Origin of the sequence: Neobacillus mesonae, from assembly GCF_023715155.1 — a bacterium.
Classification (GTDB): Bacteria; Bacillota; Bacilli; order Bacillales; family Cytobacillaceae; genus Neobacillus; species Neobacillus mesonae_A.
In genome coordinates this window covers 50488-76034 of the sequence record NZ_JAMBNQ010000023.1, presented here as the reverse complement: position 1 = coordinate 76034, position 25547 = coordinate 50488, and the positions used below count along the sequence as shown (strand labels likewise).

The window sequence follows — 25547 nt, the reverse complement described above, 5'->3', positions numbered from 1 at the left end:
GCATTGGAGGTGGTTAATGTTTTTGGGTTAAATAAATGGATAAGTGCTTATTTAGGTGTACTTGTCATTTTATATGGGATTGTGTTCTGGTTTTCTATAAAATTACTGAAATTGTTTGTGTTTTCATTTGCGGTATTAATTTCGATTTTTGTTTATGTAATCAGTTTCTTTTTTGGTAAACTTTTTATAGGGAGAGTGATTCCACAATTTTCTAGTAAAGGATGATTTTTTTGTTAAAGTACACATCATTAAAACAAAAAGATTTAGATTATATGACGTTTATTTTGAGAAATGGAATGGTGACGGCTAATCAAATTCTGGTGAAGTTTCGGGAACCTAATATTCATCGAGTATATCGTCGTTTGAGAAAGTTAGAGGATAGAAACTATGTGAAGCATGAACGAATTGCTCATAAAGTTGGGGTTTATTTTGGAACCATTGAATCTAGAAAACTAACAAATGTGCAGGCGACTGTTCCGAATAAGGCGACGATTTACACCATGCAGCATGACCTTCTCATAACCGATTTAATTCTCTTTTATGAACTTCAGGCAGAGAAGCAGGGAGTTGAATTTAAGTACCGGACGGAACGAGAAATTCGTTACTCCATGATTGGTGAGGGAGATAATCAAAGCAAGCTGAAGGCTTACAATGACAAACGGGACCGAATACCTGATGCGGTTTTCTTTTTCAAGTCAGCAGAAGGAAATGTTACGACTTCTTGGATAGAGCTTGAACTGAATATGAAAGACCGAAAGCGCTATGATGAAAAATTTAAACTGTTTGATCAATTACTTTCCGGTGAAAGCCAGGAAGACCAACCTTACTCTTACGATCAAGTAATTTATTTTGCGAATGATGTAAAGATACACAATGTTATTAATCAAGCAAAACAACGTCTGATTAATGGAAACAAAATAACGGTACGTAAGGTTCCTTCTGTCATTTTAGAGGACCGATGGGAAGAGGTGATGCCAAATGGATCCACTGATGGATCAGCAGGGGGGAACGAAACAGACTGAAACGGATCGTTTGATTGGTGAAGTTGTTATTTACGCCTTAATTGGAGCGATTGGAATTTTGTTCTTTCTTCCGGCGGTTCTGGGAATGCTGATCTTTGCAATGTTTCAGTTTTTAAAGCGGGATTGGATTTTCTATGTTGCGCTTGGGTCCGGGTTTATTATCCTGTTTTGGCAATTTCAAACGGGTCATCTACTCACTTATTTTGGTTTAATTTCAGAAATGAATATCCCGTACCTATCAACGGGTGTTGAAAAGCTTTTGAATAACGGAAATGTTATTCCAGCTACGCGTTTCTCTTATTTGATTTTAATGGGGTTAGGATTAATGTTTTCGTTTGGCTTTTTCATCTATGCAAAATTCTTCTGGAAAAAACGAGTTAAAACCAAACAAGGGGAAATCCAGCAGCAAAAGGCAGAACAGAAATATAAGGCTTTTCGGAAACATCGGGTTACGTTTTTAAATAAAAAGCAAAAGAGTTATCGGAAAAAGCCTTCAAAAGAAGTGTTTGTTGGTTATACAGATTTTAAAGAGCGTGTGAATCTTGATTCAAAGGAACTCAACTATCACATGCTGGCTACTGGCGGTACAGGAACAGGAAAAACGACGTTAATTGGAACCATGATTGAAGCAGCCCTTCAGAATGAAAAGCCTGTTATTTTCGTAGATGGGAAGGGCGAGCGCAAGTCTATGCTTGAATTTAAAGCTTTGTGTGAAGCTTATGGTCGAAAGGTTTATCTGTTTTCTGAAATGGATGATTTAACGTATAACCCTGTTAAAAACGGAACACCGACAGAAACACGAGATAAACTCATGTCACTCTTCAGTTTTTCGAGTGAAGGTGACGGTGCTTATTACACTGATATAGCTTCTCGATATTTACAGTTAGTCGTAAAACTGATTGACGAAGCCGGCGTTTCAAGGGATATTAAAACGATTGCGAAATTAACAAATTTCAAGTCTATGAATCAATTTTTTAAGGAACACAGCATTGAGGAAGAGATCGAAGAAGAGTTTGAAGTTGAAGTAGAAGAAAAAGTGGTTATTAAAAATGAAGTGGCAGCGGCACTGGACGACGATTTAAGCGACTTCATAGGTACAAAAGAGCCAAAGACTGAAACGATCAAAAAAACGGTTATAGAAAAGCGAAAGCGTACCGTTAGGAAACTTGGAGAAGGGATGCAGCGGATTAAGAAAATTTTAGATGATGAGTTTCCAGAAGAGATTGTCGAAGGCTGCTTGACACGTTTGAAAATGCAACTGGGTGAGCTGTTAGAGTCCGACCTTGGCCATCTGTTTGTAGAAAGTGAAAAAGGTATTGATCTTCAAAAGATTACAGATCAGAACGACGTCGTGATTTTCAGTATTTCAGGGAGTCGTTACGCGGATTATATTCGGAAAATTGGGAAAATGATTATCTTGGACGTGAATAGTTTGGTTGCTTATCGACAAGCACAAGGGCGGAAATCGATTCTTGCCATATATGATGAGTTTTCTGCCTATGGTGATCGTCGAATTGTAGATATCGTGAATAAGTCACGATCTGCGGGCTTTGAATGTATCATTTCTACCCAAACTTTGGCTGACATTGACGCAGTTGATCCCGTTATGACAGAGCAAATTATTTCTAACTGTAACATCATTGCCACTGGCCGGGTTAATTCATCTGTAGATGCGGAACGGATCGCACAAGTTTTTGGTACTTATTCGGACCGAGAAATTACGCAGCAGATTGAAAAAAAATACCCTCATTTACGTTTTGAGTCAAACATGGGAACCGTTCGAGATGTGGAGCGTTTCAGAGCGCATCCAAGCGAAATTAAAAACTTACAAATCGGTGAAATTTTCATTAATCGTAAGATGGTGGAAGAAGAGGGAGGAGACACTTATTTCCGTCGTGTGTATGTCCGGAATGCGCTTGATTTAGGAGGGATTGAATGATTAATAAGCTTACCCAAGGCATTAAAGTAAATGCTGATCGTGGGCGCAAGAAGGTCTTGAAAGATGAACGACGACTGAAGTCGTCAACGATTAATAGTCGGCTTGTCTTTACCATTCTATTTTGGGCTGTCGTTATCGGAGTCATCTTTTTCACCTTTCAATCATGGGCTAGGACAGGTTTTTTGAACAATAAGATCAACGGCTATCAGGAAAAAGCGTCTGCACAAATTGCTAGCCTTAATGAAATCGGATTTGCGAATTCACCAGCTGGTGAAGATTATACGAAAAAGTTTATCGCTGCTTATATCAACGTACCAAATGATCCAAAGCAGCGGGAGGAACGAGCAAAAGCTCTTCAGGGGTTTCTTGCTGAAGGACTAAAGGTGGAGCAATTAGAAGACCTTTCAGCGTTTAAGGGAAAGCGAGTCTTAAAGAGTGCTAGTTTATATGATGTGAAGGATGTAAATGAAGATGCTGCCAGCTATGTTTACCGTGTAAAGTATGAGCTTTTCAAAACGGTTGAGAAAAAACAACAGGTGGAAGTCGAGAAGAAAGATAAAAACGGTAAGGAAAAAACAGTGAAGGAAGAAAAGGTAACAAAACAAGATGAATCACTTGGTGAACAGGAACAAATGCTTGTCGTTCGAGTGGGAACAGACGGAAATTCCTTTAATGTGATTGAGCAGCCCTATTATCAAGCACTTCCAAGCAACAGTCGATTAACAGCCATTCAAGATCAAACAGACAAATCAAAGAAGAATATAAAGGCCGAATCTCAACTAAAACAATTTGCTACTCAATTTTTTACTTCGTATACAACCAATTCGATTAATGAAATGTCCTACTTAATGGAGAAGCCTGAATCTCTTAAAGGACAATATCAGTATAAAGGGTTAGAAGACTTTGTCGTCTATGATGGCGAGAAAGAAGGCCAATACATTGTGAAGACCCTTGTTCTTTTGCATGAGGCCAATACAGAGCTTCAAACCAAGCAGCCTTTTACTCTTGTTGTGAAGAAGCAAAACAATAAATTTTATGTTGAAGAATTAAAACACACTTTGGGAGGATGATTTAGATGCCAGATATTTCAGGGTTAACACAGTATGTTTCGGGGCAAGTGTCTGCGGTATTGTTTATTGTGATGATTGTCATGATCGTTCGAGCGTTCATATCACAACGCTGGGGAATGTTCTTTTCAAGTTTTATTTTTGCCGTTCTCTGCTATGTCATTGTGGCCAATCCTGGAGAATTTGAAAGTATGGCTACTGCGATTTGGAATAAAATCAAGAGCGGTGGTCTTAATTGAGGCCACCAGCCTATAATTTTCGAAAATTCTTCAAGCATCCATTGAAAATTTGGAATATCGGGAAAGGTGATAAAGCTATCGTCTTTTCTAAAGGGATTGAAATTCGCCAAATCATTGTGGCCGTCCTTATTTTTGGTTTCCTCTTATTGTTTAGAGGGAGTATTAATCACGTTTTGCCCACTACCCTACAACTTGCCTTTTATGTGGTGCTGCCGTGGATGATTGCCGGGGCCATTTGTAGAAGTAAGCTAGATGGTAAACGACTAGATCGATTCTTTATTGGGTACTTTCGATATCTTTATAACAAGCGTTTTAGTTATAGCAGCCATAAACCAGTTTATCAGCCCCAAATGAAAAAGCCCCAATCGTATGAGAAATTTCAATAAGTGAGGTGGGTTTGATTCTATGTTGCAGTTTCCGATTCAGTCTTATAAAGGAAATGTTACTTATACTCAGGACGGAGAAGCCTTCGGCTATTATAAAGTGTTAGAAAACACGGTAGGGATTAATGAACAAGAAGCTGAAAATACACTTGTTCATCATCTCCAAAGGCTCGCCTGGCAATTAGCGCCTTTTGGGGAAATTGATTATAAAATCGTTCCTGTTCCAGTCGATATCGACAAACGTATGGATCGTCTTCAAACACAGTATGAAGGCAGATACGCGGAAATTGGAAAGTATTATGCGGAACGAGCAAAAGAAATTTTGCGTGAGGAAGCTAAACATGTCGTCGAGTACAAGTTCTTTATAGGCGTTAAATTAAAGCGGCAGGAGCTAGATGAAAATATTTTGGGTACATTCGTATCCTCTGTAAAAAGTATGAATCGCTATCTCCAAAAACTTGGTGGTTTTAAAGAACCTCAAGTGGATGATTTAACAGCCAGGATGTTTGAAGAATCAGAAGATGACGCGTTTAAAGTACTTAATCAATATTTAACCGTGCAACGAGTAAAAGAAAGTGAATTGCGTTATATGATTCGTCATCAGTTTGTCAGAGGTCAAGAACAGCTTGAAACAGGGGAAAGTGTTTACAGCCTTACAGAAGGCATTCTCGACCCGGGAAAGCCGGGATATCTTCATATTAAGCAGTTAGATCATGAATCTTGGTGCGCATTTCTTCCCGTTTCGGATTTTCCTGTTGATTTAAGTTATAAGGAATGGGCGTATTTCTTCCAGTCTTATCATTTTCCAGTAGAAGTTAATATGCGGACCCTTTACAAGGGGAAAAAAGAAGATGAAAACAAAACGAACATGATCAAAAAGCGATTCCGTGATCAAGATGCTCAATTGATCGAAGCGAACGAAGATGATGACAGCTTAATTAATTTAGGTCGAGTCCTCTTGCATGATCTTGAAAATGATATTCGAAACCAAGGCAAACCACTTCTCAGAACTCACATCAATTTTGTCGTCTACGGTAAAACAAAAGAAGAAGTTCGAAAACGAGCAAAAATGCTTAAATTGGGCTTTAAAGATCAACAAATTGAACTTGTACAGCCGTTAGCCGATCAACTCTTATTATTCCATCAATCATTGCCAGCTGCGAAGATAGTAGCAGAAGATTGGGAACAAGTCCTTACTCCTGAATCTTTTGGTGAATCGCTCTTTTCACTCACACGAAAAATCGGAAATACCGTTGGATTTTATCTTGGAAAAAACATTTCGCATGAAGGGGAAAGCATTGGGAACTCTCAATCTCTCGTTTTTTATCATCCATTTTTAGCCCAATTGGGCTTAGAGGGTTCTCATTATTCATCTCCCCATGTGACGATTTCGGGACCAACTGGAATGGGGAAATCCTATTTGTTGAAAGACATTTTATTAAATGCGATTTTCTTCGGAGCGCAAATTCTGGCGACGGATCCAAAAAATGAAATGGAAAAGAAATTCAAACAAGCTCTTACGCCTGAGTTGGAGCGTTCCATTCCATTCTTTAAAGAGCTGATTGAAAGCTTTAATTATATTACGTTTTCACCAAATAAAAAGGATGCAGGTAAGCTTGATCCGTTGACTTTCCTTGATGGGGAAGAAGCGTATGACACGGCTGTGGCTGTCTTAGAATATTTATCTGAGCTTCAACCTAGTGAACGAAATATCAAAACAGAGATTTATCAAGCGGTTCGTGAGGTTGTGCAGCAAGAAGAGAAACCAGGGCTATTAAAGGTTGTAAACCGTTTAATGAAATCAGAAGATCAAGAAGTCATAAAGGTTGGACACTATCTCTATGAGATTGGTACAAATGGTGTCGCTAAACTGATGTTTTCAGATGGAAATGTTTCAGGAATCAGTCTTTCAGAGCAAGTAAATATTTTGCAGATCCAAAATTTAACGCTTCCTGAAGATGGGGAGAAGCCTGCCACGCGTGATGAACATATTGCCGTTGCTTTAATGATTCCATTAGCAAAATTCGCTACGAAATTTGCCCGGGATGATTCTAAAACCAAAATCACGATTTTTGAAGAGGCATGGATGCTTACGAACACTGGTCAGGGACACAAACTGATTAAAGAAATGCTAAGAACAGGGCGTTCCTTACGATCGGCCGTCTACATTATTACGCAATCGACGTTCGACTATAACCGTCCAGACATTAAAGAAAACATCGGAACGAAATTTGCGTTTAAAGCAAAAACGGCTGAAGAAGCAGGAAATATCATTGAGTTTCTTGGACTTGAAGACAATGAAGCGAATCATAAAATGCTGAAAAATCTGAGGGAAGGCCAATGTATCATGGAAGACATGTACGGCCGTACAGCAAAGATTCAAACCGATGTCCTTTTCAATGAATGGGTTCATGCCTTTAATACAAAAGAAAACGACAAAGGAAGAGCAGAAACAGAGGAGGCGTTCATGTGATAAAAAAACTATTAATCTCTTTAATTCTCTTGATTGCACTTTTAGCAGGGTGCAATCAAAGTACATCTGGTACATCTTCTAAAGATATTGCCAAACTGGCTTATGAATGGGAAAAGGCAAATTTTGATCGAGATTATGATCGGCAGCAAGATTTCATTTATAAAAAAGGTTCTTATGAAGTTTTTAAAACTGCAAAAAAAATTGATTCAGGATTGAAGTATGAAGATATCCGTTATGAAATTTACTATGACAAAGAATTGGAACAGTATTATGTCTTTGCGGACTTCACAAATCCGAATGGTGAAAATGCAGTAAAAGACAATATTCTTTTCCGTAAAAAAGGTGATGAATGGAAAGTAGATACAAGTAAAAGTTTAGATATTATGCGAGAGGATGTTTCAAAAGAGTTTGATCGGGAAGCCTGCATTAACTGCAAATAGGAGGGATTGGATTTGAAATACCTGAAATGGGGATTACTCTTTTTTGTATTTATGCTGCTTATTCTGCCAACCTCATCATTAGCAGAAAATGCTTCTCCGACCGTTGAGAAAAAGAAAGAAACGGTTGGGCGGGTGACACTGGAAAGCAAAGAGTATCCTCTCGATCACTATAAATTAGAAGCAGACATTGGCGATGGAATCAAGGAAGCGGGTGACCGTGCTTTGCATGCCATTAATCAAGGGGTATGGGGATTCAATAAAACAATTGCCAGCTTTACTCTTTATTCTGTTAATCAGTTGATGTCTTTTGATCTAATTAGTCTCATTGCAGACGAAGCGGGGATTATGAGCGAACGAATTTACAAAATCATCTCAGGTACATTTTTATCCTTGTTTGTGGTGATTGTGGGAGGTACAGCAGCCTATCGATATTTCGTAAATCAGCAAGTCGGCCATGCAGTGAAGGCAATTCTAGGTGCCCTCGTGATTATGACAATTACCTTTTGGTTTTATTCCAACGCAACCGAAAATATTAAATGGCTAAATGAACGTGGAGCAGAGCTCGAAGGAATTGCCAGTTCTGCGAATGTCCTTGTGACTTCTGATGAATTCGATACCAACAAAGCATACAATTCTCAAGAAGGGTTGGCTGTACTTGAAAATCAGCTTTTTAATTTGATGATAAAACGTCCGTATTTACTCCAGAATTATGGTTCAACAAAAGAGTCAGAGGTTGTTAGCGAAGACCCCAACCGGGTAGATAAACTTTTAGAAATCAAACCCTATACCGAAGAGGGGAAAGAGCTAAGGAAAAGGATCGTTAAAACCGAAGTTTCTAATTATGACAATAAATACATGACGCCGGATTTTAGCGGAGAACGATTTGGATATTTACTTGTAACGCTTATATCCACTGTTGCACTGTCTATTCCTATTTTATTGTTAGGGATTTTTAAATTTTTGCTTCAAGTATGGTTCCTAGCATTAGTCATTTTCACAGGCATTCCACTCGTTCTTGGTTTAATCCCATCTTATAGCGAGACGGCATTAAATCATTTCAAAAAGATTATTGGTGTACTGCTTATGAAAGCTGGATTGGTCCTTTTGATTGCTGTTATTACCGGGCTTGTTACTTTGCTTTACGAATCCGTTAAAGTGACAAATGGCGTAGAAGGATATGCTTTTGTTGTCTTCTTAATCGTCATTACCATGTGGGGCTTATTTAAATATCGTTCTGAAATCTTTGAGGTTGCTTCAGCTGGAATGGTTCAAGGGCAGCAAACCGTGGAAAGAGCAACATCTCAAGCTTTTAACAAAATGGGAGATTTCCAAGAAAAAACCTTTCGTATGGTGGATAAAGGGTATCGACGCTATCAGCAAAATCAACGGCAAAAAAAATCGGATCGACGACAAGAAGGAGCAACAACGGCAACGCCAAATGCTGCTTTTACACAAGATACTCCTCAACGTTCTCGACATCGCCAAGCAAGTCAAACCTCAACGGTGGGAAAAGGACAGGAAGCAGCCATTCTATCTACTGGGAAAAACGGAAAAAATGCTACTGCTGCAATGGTAACTGGTACAGGTGCTCAATCAGCTTCTCGTAATCCGGGAGCTGCGATTGTTCACCTAGATGATTATAAAAAGGGAAAAGACGACGGTTCTACAAACAAAGTTGCTTCAGGTAATGTTTCACAGCAGCAAGCTACACAAAAATCTGATAAACGAAAGGCAGTACCAACTTCACCAAGACAACAAGACCCACCTCCAGGTAATGTTTCGCAACAGGAAGCTACACCAAAATCTGAAAAAAGAAATGCAGGACCAACCCCACCAAGACAACAAGAGCATTCTTCAAGTCGGAACCCTGTGAATTATTCGGAACAAAGGCAATCCTTACCTCACCAACCCATTGACCCAAATAAGCCGATCACAAAATGGGAAGCAGACCAACAAATTAAGGCTAGGAGAGGCGATATTTCTGGAAATGGTGTTCAATCTGCAAAACGGGATCCTAAGCCTGAAAACGCAAAGCCAGAACGGAAAACACAACAGTCTAGTGAAAACCGATGATGTTGGAGATTTGTATTCTGGCGCAATTAAATCATATTTTATGAACAACCCCCCGTTCGTTGCGTCAGAATGGATTCCAGGAAAGGAGACGGCATGCAAGTAACTTTGAAAAAAGGCGCTAAAGTTGCTGGAACTATCGCAGTGCTGAAAAATCCAATTACTTGGATTATAGCTGGCATCCTTCTTCTTCTTACATCGATTTTCGGTTTAGCTTTGTTTATCTCTATCAGTTTAGGTGGTGACAGCACCTTTGATTCAGGAATAACAGGAGAAGGCGTCGGAGGCACAGCGCAGGTATCAGCTGAAGTATTAAGATACGAGCCTTTAATTCGAAAATATGCGGAGGAAAATGGAGTCGAGGAATATGTCGGGCTCATCATGGCGTTAATTCAGCAGGAGTCTGGTGGCCGACATTTAGATGTGATGCAGTCCTCAGAATCGATCGGTCTTCCACCAGGAGCGATTACAGATCCCGAATTGTCTATTAAAATTGGTGTCAAATATTTTGCGGAAGTGATGAAGAAAGCCAAAGGAGACCCCAAATTGGCGCTTCAATCCTATAACATGGGGAGTGGATTCATTCCGTTCGCTCTAGAACATGGGGGCTATTCAAAAGCGGTAGCGGTTGAGTTCTCTGAAATGATGGCAGCTAAAATGGGATGGGATTCATATGGTGATGTTGATTATGTAGCCAATGTAATGCGCTATTACAATGATAAAAATGATAGTGTCGTAGTTAAGGGAGACGGTACACAAATTTTTAACGTTGAAGAAGTTCATAAAATTATGAAACAGTATCTTGGCCGTCCCTATGTGTGGGGAGGCAGAATACCAGCAGCAGGAGGGTTTGATTGTTCAGGTCTCATGGAATATGCCTTTAGACAAGTAGGCATTGATATGATTGGTACAGCTCAAGCTCAATACGACAAAACAAAGCCGATTCCGGAAGATCAAATTAAACCGGGAGACTTAGTTTTTTTCTCTACATATAAGCCTGGGCCGTCTCATGTTGGCATGTATGTAGGTGATGGAAAATTTATTAATTCCAACGACAACGGTTTAGAATACAGTTCTGTTGAAGAGTGGAAAAAGCAATATCCATTCTTAGGATTTAGAAGAATTCAGTGATGGGGGTGAAATCTTGGAACCAAATCAAAAGAAAAATTACATTTTGCTTATGTTCGTTTTTGTTGCAGGTGTTTTAGTTATTATGTATATTTTTGGCTTGCGATCACAGCTGCAGGAAGTAAAAGCGAATCAACGAAATTACGAAAATCAGATCAAAACCTTATCTTCTGTTCAATATACAGATGCGTTAGAAGTAAATCGGGAGTTCCTAGAAAAGTTTTTCACCTATCAAACTACTGTTGAACGATATAAGAAAATAAAACCACTCATGACCGATCAAGGCTATAAGGCAACCCACCCTTCAGGAACGGAAATTCCACATTCAAAACAATCGGTGAAATCCTCAATGGTAGGATTAAAGCCATTTGAATATCAATCCTCAAAGACAGAGGCTGAATTTTTTAATGAATTTAATCTCAGTACAGAGTTTAATGATTTAAGCAACACGGAAACTGTAATTGTTAAAACGTCCTTAATCTATGTGAAAGAGCAGGGCTGGAAAATAGATGATGTAGAGTTTATCGGACAATTAACAGGTCGGGAGTAAATTGAATGGAAAGTCTCTTTAAATGGTTTACTGTAATCAAAACGTAAAATTGGGATTCGTCTCACAAGATTTGTAGATAGTTCGAACAGCTTCCATGTGGGAACCACTTGCAATTGGATTAATTTTAAAATAATATAACCTTCACTAGCAAAACGTTATAGGAGAAAGAGCGAATATTTAAAGATGTAAAAGTATAACGAGTAGAAATATCTAACAAAATTACGCTGTAAAAATTCATTACAATTGGTTTAATTACCGATTCATAAAGGAATTGTCTGAATTTTAATATCAAAAATCTAAAGACAGTTGTTTAGCCTAAGCATCTATTAGAATTTGAAAACAAGTTGCAATTACGGAATTCCCTCTACTATAATTAAATTTATAAATTAAGCGCTTAACATAGGAGGAGGGAAAAATGAAAATTAATCAGTTAAAACCCAAAATACCAATTTACAATCATCTTTTTTTTATTTTAGTAACGTTTATCTATTGGTTTTCTATGTATATTTATGTTCCTATTTTTGTACCATATATATATCATTTGGGAGGAACAGCTGCACTGGCAGGATTGATTGTAGGGAGTTATGGTATAATGCAAATCTTATTAAGATTTCCTATTGGTGTTTTGTCAGACAAATGGCAAATTCGTAAGCCATTTATGATTTTAGGGCTTGCAACAGCCGTTATAAGTTGCTTAGGATTTGTTCTTAGCGAAAGCTTAGCATTTGCCTTGGTTTCTAGGGTTATTTCAGGAATTACAGCTTCAACATGGGTTGCTTTTACTGTTTTATATGCAAGTTACTTTAAAAAAGAAGAGTCAACTAAAGCAATGGGGAATATACAATGTATTACAGTTTTAGCCCAATTAACTAGTATGGGACTAAGTGGTTATCTCATTGGTAAGTGGGGGTGGAAAGCGCCATTTTACTTTGGAGCTTTCATTGGAATAATTGGCTTTACCATGTCATTTTGGATTAAAGAAAGCAATAAAAAGGAACTAATAAAACAAAATATCCAGATACATGAAGTAGTAAAACATCCTTTGATTTTAAAGGCATCATTGCTATCAGCACTTGCTCATTCTGTACTATTTATTACAATGTTTGGTTTTTCTACAAATCAAGCATTGAACATTGGTGCTACAAAAGAGAGTTTAATTGTTCTAGTATTTAGTTTTATGATACCTCATGCTTTAGCACCAATTGTTACTGGTCAGTATTTGCTTACTCGTTTTAATAGATGGCATGTTTTGTTTGCCGGTTTTTTAGGTACTGCTGTATTTTCAATGGTTATTCCATTAGTCACTGATTTAACTGTGCTCTATGTAACACAGATTTTTAACGGGTTTGCCCTTGGAATGTTAATTCCATTATTAATGGGCATGGCAATACAAGAAATACCAAACAAGAATTATGCTACAGCAATGGGTTTTTTTCAATCCTGTTATGCATTAGGAATTTTCTTCGGCCCGTTTATTGCTGGTAAGTTTACTCAAAGCAACGGATTAGAAACCGTGTTTTTTATTGCCGGGTTTCTAGGTTTAACTGGAACGGTGTTATCATTGGTGTGGTATAAGTTGGAAACCGTAAATAGGTATCAAAAAGAATTAGAAAGCAAGCCACTTAAGTACAAAAGTTATAAAGAATGATAAAATATTTTATGAAAAAATGACGATGGAGTAATGCTTCTAATTAAAATAATTTAAATTTTTGTTGCATTACGAATTTTAATGTAATATACTCAAATCAAGATTTTTGTTAAGCGCTTCATTTTAATTGATAGAAAAAAATATGATATTGGAAGATTAATGTTTACTTTCTTGTCCATTCTAAACGGAATTCAGGAAAGAAAGCGTTTTAATTTTTTAACCTTTTGTTAAGCGCTTCATAAGAAAGGATAAAAGGACTCCAATAAATATTGGATGTTTTGTAGGTTTTATATTAAAAGGCGGAAATATTATAAGTTTTAATAGCGAATAATTAACTTTTTCGCTTTAAAAAATGCCAATTTGTTAAGCGGTTAACTTTTTTTAGTTAATTGACATAAAAACTATTAAAAGTGCAGGTGGGGCTATGAAGGAAAAGATTAGATGTGCTGTCTTTGGAGTTGGAAGATTAGGTTATTGGCATGCTGAAAATCTTGTAACACGCATAAAAGGTGCTGAATTAGTAACAGTAGTTGCCTCAAGAAAAGAGAGTGCTGAAAAGGTAGCCCGTGAATTGGGTGTGAAAAAATGGACAACAAATTCGCAAGAAGTATTTGAGGATCCATCAATTGAAGCAGTTATAATTGTTACCCCTACAAAAACGCATGCTGATCTAATAATACAAGCGGCTAGAAGTAAAAAGCATATATTTGTTGATAAACCATTGACAGAAACTTTAGAAGAAGCAGAAAAAGTTATTCGGGAAATTCACAAGAATAACGTGTATTGTCAAGTTGGATTTATGAGACGGTTTGATCCAGCATACACAGAAGCAAAACGACTAATTAAGAATGGGGATATAGGAAAACCCATCTATTACAAAGGAGTTAGCCGAGATCCTGGCTCGCCTCCAGAAGACTATATTAAGACAAGTGGAGGCATTTTCTTGGATTTAGCTATTCATGAATATGATATTGCTCGTTTCTTAATTGGGGATGAAGTTCATTCAATTAAAACATTTGGTAATGTATTAGTGCATCCATTTATGAAAAAATACGGAGATGTGGATCAATCAGTAACTTTAATAAATTTTCAAAATGGAGCATCATGTGATATCGAGGCAAGTCGAAATTCAACATTTGGTTATGATATCAGAGGTGAAGTAGTTGGAACTGAAGGATCGATCCAGATGGGATCTATCCAACATCACGACATAAAAATCTTGACCCCTAAAGGAAGCGTTTACGATAATATCCCTAATTTTCCAATCAAATTCAAAGATGCTTTTTTGCATGAACTAGCTCACTTTATAGAGTGTTTACAAAAAAATGAGCGACCACAAATTACAGAGCTAGATGGAAGGATTGCATTAGAAATCGCAGTAGCTGCTACTAAGTCTTTTGAAACAAAAGAAATGGTATTACTCTAATAAACTACAATAATATTATGCTATTTATGAAAAATTGGAGGGAATCTGAATGAAAACAATTCGTTTAACAATGGCGCAGGCGCTGCTAAAATTTTTAGATAATCAGTACATTGAATTCGATGGAGAAGAAAGAAAATTTGTCCAAGGTGTTTTTGGTATCTTTGGTCACGGAAATGTGACAGGGATGGGAGAAGCACTAGAAACACACACCGGGGGTCTATCATATATTCAAGGGAAAAATGAACAAGGGATGGTACATACAGCGGCAGCATATGCAAAGCAAAAAAACCGCCTTGAAATTTTTGCTTGTACTACATCAATTGGACCAGGTGCACTAAATATGGTTCCTGCTGCAGGAACTGCAACAGTAAATCGAATTCCAGTTTTGTTATTACCAGGTGATAACTTTGCGACTCGTCAACCTGATCCGGTTTTGCAACAAATCGAAGATCCTACAGATTACACCATTGCTGCAAGTGATGCATTTAAACCTGTAAGTAAATATTGGGACCGTATCCAAAGACCTGAACAACTAATGACTGCAGCATTAAATGCAATGCGTGTATTAACAGATCCAGTAGATACTGGTGCAGTTACTCTAGCTTTACCTCAAGATGTACAAAGTGAAGCATACGATTATCCAGCAGAGTTCTTTAAAAAGAGAATCCATTATATCGAGAGAAGAACCCCTGCCTCAAAAGCAGTTGAACGAGCTGTTAAATTGATTGCTAGAAAGAAAAAACCAATTATTATTGCGGGTGGAGGAGTCCATTATTCATTCGCAACAGAACAATTGAAAATGTTTTCTGAAGCTTTTCAAATTCCTGTTGGGGAAACTCAAGCAGGAAAAAGTGCTCTCCCATGGGATTATCCCCTAAATATGGGTAGTATTGGTTCAACGGGTTCATTAGCTTCAAACATCTTAGCGAAAGAAGCCGATTTAGTTATTGGTATAGGGACGAGATTAACTGATTTCTCAACATCGTCCAAAACAGCATTCCAAAACCCAGATGTGGAGTTTTTAGGTATTAATGTTAGTTCTTTTGATGCACTAAAATTGGAAGGGCAATCATTAGTATCAGATGCAAAAGTAGGACTTGAAATTTTAACAAAAGAATTGAAAAAACAAGACTATAAAACATCTTATGAGGAGAGTTTTCTTCAATCATTGAAGGAGAATTGGAATGCAGAGGTAGATAAATACTTTGCCGACCAAAGAGAAGAGGGACTTTCTCAAACTCAAGTTTTAGGCGAAATCAATAAATTTATTGATGACAGAGACGTTATTATTGCTGCAGCAGGTAGTCTTCCAGGAGATTTGCATCGTTTATGGAGAAGTTCAAATCCAAAAACCTATCATATGGAATATGGATTCTCATGCATGGGTTATGAAGTAGCTGGTGCTTTAGGAATTAAGATGGCAGAAGAGAATCAGGAAGTATACACCATTGTGGGTGACGGAAGTTATTTAATGCTCCATTCAGAACTAGTGACAAGTCTTCAAGAAAAGAAAAAGATTAATATTCTTCTATTTGATAACCATGGATTCCAATGCATCCATAATCTGCAAAGAGGTCAAGGAAGTGATGGCTTTGGAAATGAATTCCGTTATCGCTCACAAGAAAGCAACCGTTTAACAGGAGATTTTATGCCAATCGATTTTGCTGCAAATGCTCGAAGCATGGGGGCTAAAGGCTATACAGTTCATACTGTAGAAGAATTAAGAGAGGCACTGGTACAAGCTAAGAAGGAAACAGTTTCAACATTAATAGATATAAAAGTATTGCCTGGTACATGTACGACTGGTTACGAATCATGGTGGAGACTTGGTGTAGCTGAAGTTTCAACAAGTGAAAAGGTTCAAAAAGCCTATGAAAATATGGAAAGAAAAGTTGCTGAAGCTAAAAAATATTAAAAAAATATAGTAAGTCATTGAAAGGGGATTAATAAAATGAGTAATTTACTTGCAAGTAATTTACTTGTAAAACCAGAACAAAAAGGTGATAAGGACGGAAAAGTGTTATCCGTAACACCCGAATCTGCAGGTTGGAAATATGTTGGATTTGATGTATATAAGCTAAAAGAGGGTCAAACTATCGAAAATAAAACATTGGACCAAGAAACTGTTATTGTATTGGTTTCTGGCCGTGCGAATGTCCAGACAAAGTTTAAATCCTGGGATAATATCGGAAAAAGAATGAGTGTATTCGAAAAAACTCCTGCATATTCCGTTTATATTCCAAATGATGATCAATATAAAGTAGAAGCATTAACAGAACTTGAAATTGCTGTTTGTAAAGCACCGGGAAAAGGAACATATGAAGCTAGATTAATTGCTCCAGAAAACGTGGACGTAGCGATGCGAGGGTCAGGCAGTATGGGACGTGAAGTTCAAACTATTCTATCAGAAACAGATGCAGCAGACAGTCTATTTGTGATTGAAGTGTTTACACCAGCAGGAAATTGGTCAAGCTACCCACCACATAAACATGATGAGGAAAATTTACCTCAAGAGGGATACTTAGAAGAAACATATTATCATAAAATGAACCCAGTTGAGGGGGGCTTTGCACTACAACGAGTATATACGGATGATAAGTCTCTAAATGAAACAATTGTTGTAAAGGATAGCGAACTTGTTCTTATTCCGAAAGGGTACCATCCGGTGTCAGCACCTCCTGGGTATGAATTATATTATTTAAATGTGATGGCAGGTCCAGTTAGAACCTGGAAATTCACAAATGATAAAGATCATGAATGGTTAATGAAATAAATAATTACTAAGAAAGTAAAACCATAGTGGTAGAAACCTATAGCTATGATTTTACTTCGAAGTTCTCTTAAAGCGCTTACTCTTAAGAATTTAACAAACTGAAAATGAAAGGATGAACAAAATGCAAGAGACAATTCGTACAGCAGTATTGGGGTTAGGAAGATTAGGTTATTGGCATGCAGAAAATCTTGTTTCTAAAATTAAAGGGGCAAAATTAGTTAGTGTTGTAGATCCTCTTGAAGGGAGAGCAGAGCAAGTAGCAAGAGAACTTGGTGTTGAAAAATGGTCTCAAAATCCTAATGATATTTTTGAAGATGACACGATTGATGCAGTTGTCATTGTAACACCAACAAGTACTCATGCAGAAATGATTACTCGTGCTGTAAAGCATGGAAAACAAATATTTGTAGAGAAGCCATTGACACATACTTTAGATGAAGCGGATGAAGTGATTCGAGTAATTAATGAAAGTAATGTTACACTCCAAGTTGGATTTATGAGACGATTTGACCCAGCATATGCAGAAGCTAAAAAAAGAATTGAAGCTGGTGATATTGGCAAACCGATTTATTTTAAAGGTGTGAGTCGAGATGGAAACGTTCCACCAGAAGAGTTCATCAAGAATAGTGGAGGAATCTTTTTAGATGTAGCTATTCATGATTATGATATTGCCCGTTACTTAATGGGCCAAGAAATAGCGTCTATTACTTCAACAGGAAATATATTAATGAATTCAAATAAATTTATGGAAAAATATAATGATGTGGATCAAGCTATGACATATTTCACTTTTGATTCAGGTGCTGCTGGAGACATTGAAACGATGAGAATTGCTCCTTATGCATATGACATAAGAGGTGAAGTAGTCGGAACAGAAGGATCTATTCAAATTGGTTCAATGAGATATCATGATGTAAAAGTATTAACTTCTAAGGGAAGTACACATAATTTAATCCCTGATTTTCCAACACGATTTAAAGATGCTTATTTACTTGAAATGGATCATTTTATTAATAGTTTGAGACAAGGTACTAAACCTATTTGTACAGAAATTGATGGGAAAATTGCATTAGAAATTGCAGCGGCTGCTACAAAATCCTTTGTATCAGGCGAGACAATTGAGTTAAATAGCAAATTAGTGACTTTGTAGAACAAAATATTATTAAGGAATTCATTTAGAAAGATATAGTTATATTGGAAACAGAAAGTTCTCTACTACGCTAACTAGACTTTACCTTGCAAATATTAAAGTTTCTTAGTGGTGGTAAAGAACTTTTTTAAACATAATATTCATAATTTTAAGAGGATTTAATTAATTATTTTTTGCTAGAGTAACAGTGGATAGGGGGTAGATTAATGGTTCTACTGGAAATGAAAGATGTCAGTAAATCATTTTCTGGTGTTCAAGTCTTGCATAATATTAACTTTGAAATTCAAAAAGGAGAAGTTCATGTACTTCTAGGAGAAAATGGTGCAGGTAAATCCACAATTATTAAAATTTTAACAGGAGCCTATCTGAAAGATACAGGAGAGATTACGTGGGAAGGGGAAAAAACTAACATCACCGAACCCAAAGATGCCATTAATATTGGTATTGCAACAATTTATCAAGAACTAAACCTTATACCTCAACTCTCGATAGCGGATAATATCTTCTTAGGTCACGAACGAAAGAGAGGAGGGCGTTTTTCTCTTCTCGATCGTGTCCAAATGAAAGAAAAAGCAAAACAACTAATGGAAAGACTCGGTCAAACGGTAGATCCAGATGAATTAGTAGGCAATTTGGGTGTCGGACAACAGCAATTAGTTGAAATTGCTAAGGCACTTTCGTTAAATGCTAAATTAATTATTATGGATGAACCTACTGCTAGTTTAAGTGGTCAAGAAGTTGAACAATTGTTATCTACTGTTGAAAAGTTACGGGAACAAGGAATGACGTTTGTATATATTTCTCATCGATTAGAAGAAATTAAACGTATTGGTGATCGGATTACAGTTTTAAGAGATGGGACTAAAATTACTACTGTACCTGTAAAAACGACCTCTGTAGATCAGATGATCGAATTAATGGTGGGACGGTCTCTTACTCAAAAATATCCAAAAAAAGTATTTAAGAAAGGGAAAGAAGGATTAAGAATAGAAAATCTAAAATTAAAACATTCCTCTAACAAACTAAACTTTACCGCTTATCAAGGTGAAATTCTTGGTATATCCGGATTAGTGGGAGCAGGACGAACAGAATTAATGAGAGGGATTTTTGGAGCTGATCAAATTGATTCTGGAAAAGTCTATGTATTTGGTGAACAAAAAATTATTCAAAAACCTCAAGATGCTATTAAAGCTGGAATTGCTTTTATTACAGAAGATCGAAAAGGAGAAGGACTTTTCCTGGATCAATCTCTTATTTTCAATAAAACAATATCTAAACTAAGAAGAGTCAAGGAGAAGGGGCTGATTAGTTATAAAAAACAAAAGGAAGTAGCAAATCAATATGTTAATGATTTGAAAATAAGACCCAATAATATCAATCTTATGGCTCGAAATTTAAGTGGAGGTAATCAACAAAAAGTTGTAATTGCCAAATGGTTGTTTACTGAAGCTAGAGTATTTATTTTTGATGAGCCCACGCGTGGTATTGATGTTGGTGCGAAGGTTGAAGTATATAATCTTATAAATAAATTGGTCGATTCTGGGGCCTGCGTTATTATTGTTTCTTCTGAGTTGCCCGAAATTCTTGGTATGTGTGACCGTATTTTGGTTATGCATGAAGGAACAATAACAGCTGATTTAGCACGTAGTAAAGCAAGCCAAGAAGTTATTATGAAAGCTGCGACGGGAGGATGATTAACGATGGAACAACGGTCGAGTTCAATAGAAATGGGAACAAAAACACATCCTGCGGTAAATACAAGAGGAAATAGGAAAGCTATTGTTAACAAGTTTGGGGCACTTTTGGGTTTGGTTGGCTTATGTTTAATTCTTTCAATTCTTACTCCTAGTTTCTTGAAAGAAGATAATTTAATGAATATTGCACGTCAATCATCCATAAACGCATTATTATCATTAGGAATGTTATTGCCTATTTTAACAGCAGGAATTGACCTGTCAGTAGGATCTGTTCTTGCATTTGCGATTATCAGCGCAGGGATGGTAACAGTAACTTGGGGAATGAGTCCGGTATTGGGTATTTTTGTATGTCTTGGAGTAGGGGCATTGGCAGGTTGGCTAAATGGTATCTTGTTAACGAAATTGCGTTTGCCGCATCCGTTTATTTCAACACTGGGAACAATGAATATTTACCGTGGCTTAGCACTAATTATTACGGGGGCTTCACCAATCTTTGGGTTCTCTTATACTATGAACTTTGTAGGCCAAGAAAATGTTGGAATTATCCCTGTCAGTTTCATACTGGTAATTATAGCTTGTATCTTTTTCCATATTTTCCTAACCAGGACATCAACTGGTAAATATATTTATGCGATTGGAGGTAATAAGGAAGCCGCACGGCTTTCAGGTATCCCTGTTGATCGGATGTTAATTCTTGTTTATACAATAAGTGGGTTTATGGCTTCTCTTGGAGGGCTTGTTCTAATTGGAAGAACAAATTCTGCATCTCCTATTGCTGGCTTATCGTATGAATTAGATGCAATTGCAGCAGTAATTATTGGTGGAGCAAGCTTCTTTGGAGGCGTTGGTACGGTATGGGGAACACTGATTGGAGCAATGATCATTGCAGTTCTACGTAACGGTCTAAATTTATTAGGTACCTCATCTGATTTGCAAACGATCATAATCGGATTAGTAATCATAGCTGCAGTATATGTCGATGTGCTTCGTCGTAAATCATCTAAGAAATAAAGATGACGAGTAAAATTTATGCTTAATCATTTTCGCTGAGGAATGTTATGTACGGCACGAATTACTCAAAATCAGTTATTACCGGCTTTTACACAGAAAGAAAATGCAGATGTAACAGCAATCGCAAGTTCTATTTAAAAAAAGGAGGTTATGGAGTGGAAAAGTTTAAAAGACTCTTTTTATTAAAGATACCGATTGTTGCTCTTCTTATATTAATGGCTGCTTGTGGAAAGCAAAGTACAGATCCAGCTAATTCATATAGTTCCGTTTCTGAAACTGACGACTGGGGGAGTAACAAAGGAAAGCCTAAAGTTGCAGTTGTTTTAAAAGCACTAAATAGTGAGTATTTCAAATTAATGGAATATGGAGCAGAAAAAGCATTTAAAGATCTTGATGTAGATGGTAAAGTAATGTCCCCTTCTAATGAAACTGAAGTTGAAAAACAAATTAATATGCTTGAAGATTTGCTGAACAACAAGAGCCTTGATGCATTAATAGTCATGCCAAGTCAGTCTGAAGCGGTTATTCCTGTCTTAAAAAAGTATAAGGAAAAAGATATCCCTGTACTTCTCGTTGATAGTGATGTGGATTGGGAAGGTAAAACAACCTATATTGGTACAGACAATTTCACAGCAGGCCAAAAGGCTGGTGAGTCATTAGTGACTAAGCTTGGTTCTGGAGATAAAGTTGCAATACTTGAAGGTGTTTCAGGTACTCCTAATAGTGAAGAACGTGTTAAAGGAGCTGAAGAGGCTATTAAAAAGGCGGGGCTGAAACTTGTAGCATCTCAGTCAGCTGATTTCAATAGGGTGAAAGCGGTTTCGACTATGGAAAATATATTAACTGCTAATCCTGATTTAAAGGGAGTTATTGCTGTAAATGATGAAATGGCTTTGGGTGCTTTAAGGGCAACTAAAGCTCGAAATATGGATATTCCTATTATAGGAATAGATGGGATTACTGAAGCAGTTGAATCAATTAATGATGGTGTATTGGAAGCTAGTGTTGCCCAAAAGCCAAATGAAATGGCTTATAAAAGTGTTGAAAATGCTTTGAAAGTCATAAAAGGAGAAAAGATTGATAAAAGAATTGACATTGGAATTGATATTATTACAAAAGAAAATAGTCAAGAAAAGCTGGAGGAGTTAAAGGGAATGTTAGGTAAATAGTTATCTTATTATCTAAAATCGAATGGAGAGAGATAATAAATCATGAAATAGTAGACTGATAAATAAAGTCACGGAAGTTTACTAATGATTATATTGTGAATCAGGCAGTAAAATAAGAATGAAAAGGTTGATAGAAATTTCTATGCCTTTCTTAAAACTTCGATTAGAACAGACAAATAGAGGAGGATTAATGAAGTTATGAGTGAAAATCGAATTCGTTGGGGAGTGTTAAGCACGGCTAGGATTGCTCAGAACACAATGATTCCAGCTATTATGCAAGCGAATAATGCAGAAATCATTGCGATTGCTAGCCAAAACCCTAAAGTTTCAGAAGTTGCAGCTAAATTTGCGATTCCAAACGTTTATAATTGCTATGAGGAATTGCTGGATGATCCAAACATAGATGCAGTTTATATTCCACTACCTAACAGTCTTCATATGGAATGGGTAATGAAAGCAGCCGATAAAGGGAAGCACATACTATGCGAGAAGCCGATCGCTCTCTCATCTTCTGAAACTAAGGAAATGATTGAGCATTGTCAAAGCAAACATGTGTTATTAATGGAGGCCTTCATGTACCAATTTCACCCACAGCATCAGGTAGTGAAGGATATTATCTCTTCCGGAGAAATTGGGCAACCCAAGCTCATGCGGGCTAACTTCTCTTTCATACTGGAAGATAGAGTCAACGATATTCGTCTTAATCCTAATTTAGGAGGAGGGAGTGTATACGACATAGGCTGTTACTGTATTCACTCGATTCGGAATATCCTAAATAGCGAGCCAATCAGAGTATATGTTCATGCACCGTCCGACCCCGATTATAAAGTAGATACAATAGCTATCGCCATGTTTGAAATGGATAACGGGATGATGGCCATATTTGATTGCAGCTTTGACATGGTACGTCGTGAAAGATATGAAATTGTTGGTACTCATGGGTCTATAGGCGTTCCGAAAGCGTATAATTTGCCTGAGTATTTTAAAGGTGAGGGCACAATTATAGTGGAAAAGGAGGATGGTACGGAAAGAATTGAAAAGGTATATGGAAATGAATATACCCTTGAAATTGAGCATTTTTCCCAATGTGTAATAAATGGAGTTCAGCCCCTCTATGATGGACAAAATATATTGCAGAACATGAAAGTCATCGAAGCATGCTATGAATCAATGAGGTTGGGGAAATGGGTAACGATAAACTATGAAATATAAGGTGAAATAAAATAATTAAAAATTTCATTCTGTGAGTAATAAGATACTGAAAATTAGTATGGAGAGTGGAATTTTTGCTTCACCACTTAACCTTTTCTTTATTTGTTAACAATTAGTTTATTGAATGGATATGGAGGAAAATGTATGAATAACAGCAGAGTGTATCCGCGTGCATTGGCACATATCGGAATAGGTGTTACTAATTTGGATAAAGCAATTGAATGGTATCAGAAAGTATTAGGTTTCAATCTCTTGTATGGTCCAATCGATACACTGACAGATGATAATTCATTACAAGGAAATATTGCTGCAGATCTAGTTGGGAAGGAAATTAAAAAATTTAGGATTGCACATATGAGTACTTCAAATCAAATTGGTATTGAATTATTCGAGTTTGTAGAACCTAGATCTTATAGACATGAAGGTATAGAACATTACAAAACTGGTCAAATAGGATATTTCCATATTTGTGTGATTGATCCTGATATTGAAGGACTAGTAGCTAGAATAAAGGAGAATAATGGGAGACAGCGAAGTGGGATTTGGGAAATGTTTCCTGAGTCAGGGGGAGGTTATAAAACAACATACTGTGAAGACCCTGACGGAAATATAATTGAAATCTATACTCATAGCCATGAACAAATATACAGTAATCAAAAAGTATAACTAGTGGTAACGGTACGTAAAGCTCCATTCGTACTGCCCTACGAATGGAGTTTTTATGAGAAGGAATCCTCCTTCACTAATGTGCTAAATTTATAAAAATATAAGATATTTACTAAATTTATGTTAAGCGCTTAATTTGGTAAATACCTGCTACAGGACAATTATGCAAGGGGGATAGTTATAAGAAATCAACTATGATGAAATGGTGTCTATGGAATTTTTTAGACCTACTGGTAGGGGATACCGAAAGAACGATAAGCTGGAATAGAAGCAAAAAAAATCATTAAGCAAGTGTTTTTGAAGTATCACAACAAGTTTTAATTAATCGGGCTAACAAATAGTGAAAAAAGGCACTGTATTAGAAGAGAACATTTACACTATTGTACTACTAAAATAAGTTTTAAAAGTATTTATATTAAACAAATGGGGAGAGAATGTAATGAAAAAATCCTGTAGTTTTCTTGTAATTGCACTGCTAACCATTATGTCGATTCTTTCTGGTTGTTCATCTTCTACTTCTGGTAAAGCTGCGAATGAAGGTGGAAAGAGTAAAAACGATCATTATAAATTTGGCATTGTATTAAAACAATTAAATACAGAATACTGGAAAATAGTTATGGCTGGTGCAAAAGATGCTGCAAAAAAGTATGATGTTGATATCGAATTTTTAGGTCCTACTTCTGAAAATCTGTACGAGGACCAGATTAAGATGATTGAAGACCAAATTGCTACAGGAGTTGACGCACTTATCGTAGCACCAAGTCAATCGGAAGCAGTATTACCTGTTCTTAATAGTGCGCAACAAAAGAATATACCTGTTCTTCTTGTAGATTCTGATGCTAATTTTAAGGATAAAGTTTCCTTTATTGGAACAGGTAATCTAAAAGCAGCAAAGTTAGGTGGGGAATTTCTAAGCGATAAGGTGAAAAATGGTGATAAAGTTGCAATTCTTCGTGGTCAAATGGGAAGTAAAACATTTGATGATCGTGTAGATGGTTTTAAATCTGCTTTAAAAGACAAAAACATTAAATTCATTATTCAAGACGCCCAACATGACCGAGAAAAATCAGTAAATGTAATGGAAAATATTTTGACTGCAAATCCAGATGTAAAAGCAGTTTTTGCTGCATCTGATGAAATGGCATTAGGAGCTGTGAAAGCGCTTAAAAACGAAGGCCGTACTGATATTCCAGTCATCGGATTTGATGGAACGCCAAACGGTTTAGCAGCATTACAGAAAGGAGACATGGTGGCGAATGTTGCACAAAATCCGTATATGATGGGTTATTTAAGTGTAGAAACAGCTTATAAAGCTAAGAAAGGAGAAACAGTTAAAAAGCGAATTAATTCAGGTGCAAAAGTTATTACAAAAGAGAATGTCACAGAAGAAATAGGAAAAATCAAAAAATATTTAGGTGAGAAATAATTTAAATTTCGTACCTATGGTGATTAACAATTAACACAAAATACTAATAAAAAACATA

General features: G+C 36.7%; 22 protein-coding genes. All 22 read left to right on the top strand.

The features are described from left to right. The coding region (locus M3183_RS17565) for a hypothetical protein (RefSeq protein WP_251471789.1) at positions 1-225 on the top strand (225 nt) is incomplete at its 5' end. 5 nt (positions 226-230) lie between these two features. Continuing rightward, positions 231-1022, top strand: coding sequence for a hypothetical protein (locus M3183_RS17560; protein WP_251471788.1), 792 nt, complete (start codon positions 231-233; stop codon positions 1020-1022). After that, the gene (locus M3183_RS17555; RefSeq protein WP_251471787.1) at positions 979-2961 is read left to right on the top strand and encodes a TraM recognition domain-containing protein; all 1983 of its coding nucleotides are present in this window, start codon (positions 979-981) and stop codon (positions 2959-2961) included. Before M3183_RS17560 ends, M3183_RS17555 begins: the two co-directional genes overlap by 44 nt. After that, the gene (locus M3183_RS17550) at positions 2958-4031 is read left to right on the top strand and encodes a conjugal transfer protein (protein ID WP_251471786.1); all 1074 of its coding nucleotides are present in this window, start codon (positions 2958-2960) and stop codon (positions 4029-4031) included. The genes M3183_RS17555 and M3183_RS17550 overlap by 4 nt, the downstream gene beginning before the upstream one ends. Positions 4032-4036: 5 nt before the next feature. Then, on the top strand, positions 4037-4267 hold the full coding sequence (locus M3183_RS17545) for a TcpD family membrane protein (RefSeq protein ID WP_133339009.1): 231 nt from the start codon (positions 4037-4039) through the stop codon (positions 4265-4267). Next, the gene (locus M3183_RS17540; protein ID WP_133339010.1) at positions 4264-4653 is read left to right on the top strand and encodes a TcpE family conjugal transfer membrane protein; all 390 of its coding nucleotides are present in this window, start codon (positions 4264-4266) and stop codon (positions 4651-4653) included. The genes M3183_RS17545 and M3183_RS17540 overlap by 4 nt, the downstream gene beginning before the upstream one ends. A 19-nt stretch (positions 4654-4672) precedes the next feature. Continuing rightward, on the top strand, positions 4673-7123 hold the full coding sequence (locus M3183_RS17535) for an ATP-binding protein (protein ID WP_251471785.1): 2451 nt from the start codon (positions 4673-4675) through the stop codon (positions 7121-7123). Beyond that, a complete protein-coding gene (locus tag M3183_RS17530; RefSeq protein ID WP_251471784.1) occupies positions 7120-7563 on the top strand; it encodes a hypothetical protein in 444 nt (147 codons plus the stop codon). Before M3183_RS17535 ends, M3183_RS17530 begins: the two co-directional genes overlap by 4 nt. A gap of 12 nt (positions 7564-7575) precedes the next feature. Next, positions 7576-9636, top strand: a complete 2061-nt coding sequence (locus M3183_RS17525) for a CD3337/EF1877 family mobilome membrane protein (protein ID WP_251471783.1) — start codon at positions 7576-7578, stop codon at positions 9634-9636. A gap of 93 nt (positions 9637-9729) precedes the next feature. After that, the gene (locus M3183_RS17520; protein WP_251471782.1) at positions 9730-10764 is read left to right on the top strand and encodes a bifunctional lytic transglycosylase/C40 family peptidase; all 1035 of its coding nucleotides are present in this window, start codon (positions 9730-9732) and stop codon (positions 10762-10764) included. Positions 10765-10777: 13 nt separating this feature from the next. Further along, positions 10778-11311 (top strand): hypothetical protein, encoded by a 534-nt coding sequence (locus tag M3183_RS17515; RefSeq protein WP_251471781.1) that lies wholly within the window; start codon positions 10778-10780, stop codon positions 11309-11311. A 415-nt stretch (positions 11312-11726) separates the two neighbouring features. After that, complete coding sequence (locus M3183_RS17510) at positions 11727-12959, top strand: MFS transporter (protein WP_251471780.1); 1233 nt, start codon at positions 11727-11729, stop codon at positions 12957-12959. Positions 12960-13383: 424 nt separating this feature from the next. Next, on the top strand, positions 13384-14385 hold the full coding sequence (gene iolG, locus M3183_RS17505) for an inositol 2-dehydrogenase (RefSeq protein WP_251471779.1): 1002 nt from the start codon (positions 13384-13386) through the stop codon (positions 14383-14385). A gap of 49 nt (positions 14386-14434) precedes the next feature. Next, positions 14435-16300 carry a 3D-(3,5/4)-trihydroxycyclohexane-1,2-dione acylhydrolase (decyclizing) gene (gene iolD / locus M3183_RS17500; protein WP_251471778.1) on the top strand — a complete coding sequence of 622 codons (1866 nt, stop codon included), beginning with the start codon at positions 14435-14437 and terminating at the stop codon, positions 16298-16300. A gap of 36 nt (positions 16301-16336) precedes the next feature. Then, entirely contained in the window at positions 16337-17158 is an 822-nt protein-coding gene (gene iolB, locus M3183_RS17495; RefSeq protein ID WP_251471777.1) for a 5-deoxy-glucuronate isomerase, read from the top strand. Positions 17159-17279: 121 nt separating this feature from the next. Beyond that, positions 17280-18308 (top strand): Gfo/Idh/MocA family oxidoreductase, encoded by a 1029-nt coding sequence (locus tag M3183_RS17490; RefSeq protein WP_251471776.1) that lies wholly within the window; start codon positions 17280-17282, stop codon positions 18306-18308. A gap of 206 nt (positions 18309-18514) precedes the next feature. Beyond that, positions 18515-20002 (top strand): sugar ABC transporter ATP-binding protein, encoded by a 1488-nt coding sequence (locus tag M3183_RS17485; protein WP_251471775.1) that lies wholly within the window; start codon positions 18515-18517, stop codon positions 20000-20002. A gap of 33 nt (positions 20003-20035) precedes the next feature. Further along, positions 20036-21016 carry an ABC transporter permease gene (locus tag M3183_RS17480; protein ID WP_251471793.1) on the top strand — a complete coding sequence of 327 codons (981 nt, stop codon included), beginning with the start codon at positions 20036-20038 and terminating at the stop codon, positions 21014-21016. A 155-nt stretch (positions 21017-21171) separates the two neighbouring features. Continuing rightward, complete coding sequence (locus M3183_RS17475; RefSeq protein ID WP_251471774.1) at positions 21172-22185, top strand: sugar ABC transporter substrate-binding protein; 1014 nt, start codon at positions 21172-21174, stop codon at positions 22183-22185. Positions 22186-22383: 198 nt separating this feature from the next. After that, positions 22384-23397 carry a Gfo/Idh/MocA family protein gene (locus M3183_RS17470; protein WP_251471773.1) on the top strand — a complete coding sequence of 338 codons (1014 nt, stop codon included), beginning with the start codon at positions 22384-22386 and terminating at the stop codon, positions 23395-23397. A 144-nt stretch (positions 23398-23541) separates the two neighbouring features. Continuing rightward, positions 23542-24063 (top strand): VOC family protein, encoded by a 522-nt coding sequence (locus tag M3183_RS17465; protein ID WP_251471772.1) that lies wholly within the window; start codon positions 23542-23544, stop codon positions 24061-24063. Positions 24064-24502: 439 nt separating this feature from the next. After that, positions 24503-25489 (top strand): sugar ABC transporter substrate-binding protein, encoded by a 987-nt coding sequence (locus M3183_RS17460; RefSeq protein WP_251471771.1) that lies wholly within the window; start codon positions 24503-24505, stop codon positions 25487-25489. Positions 25490-25547 lie beyond the last annotated feature (58 nt).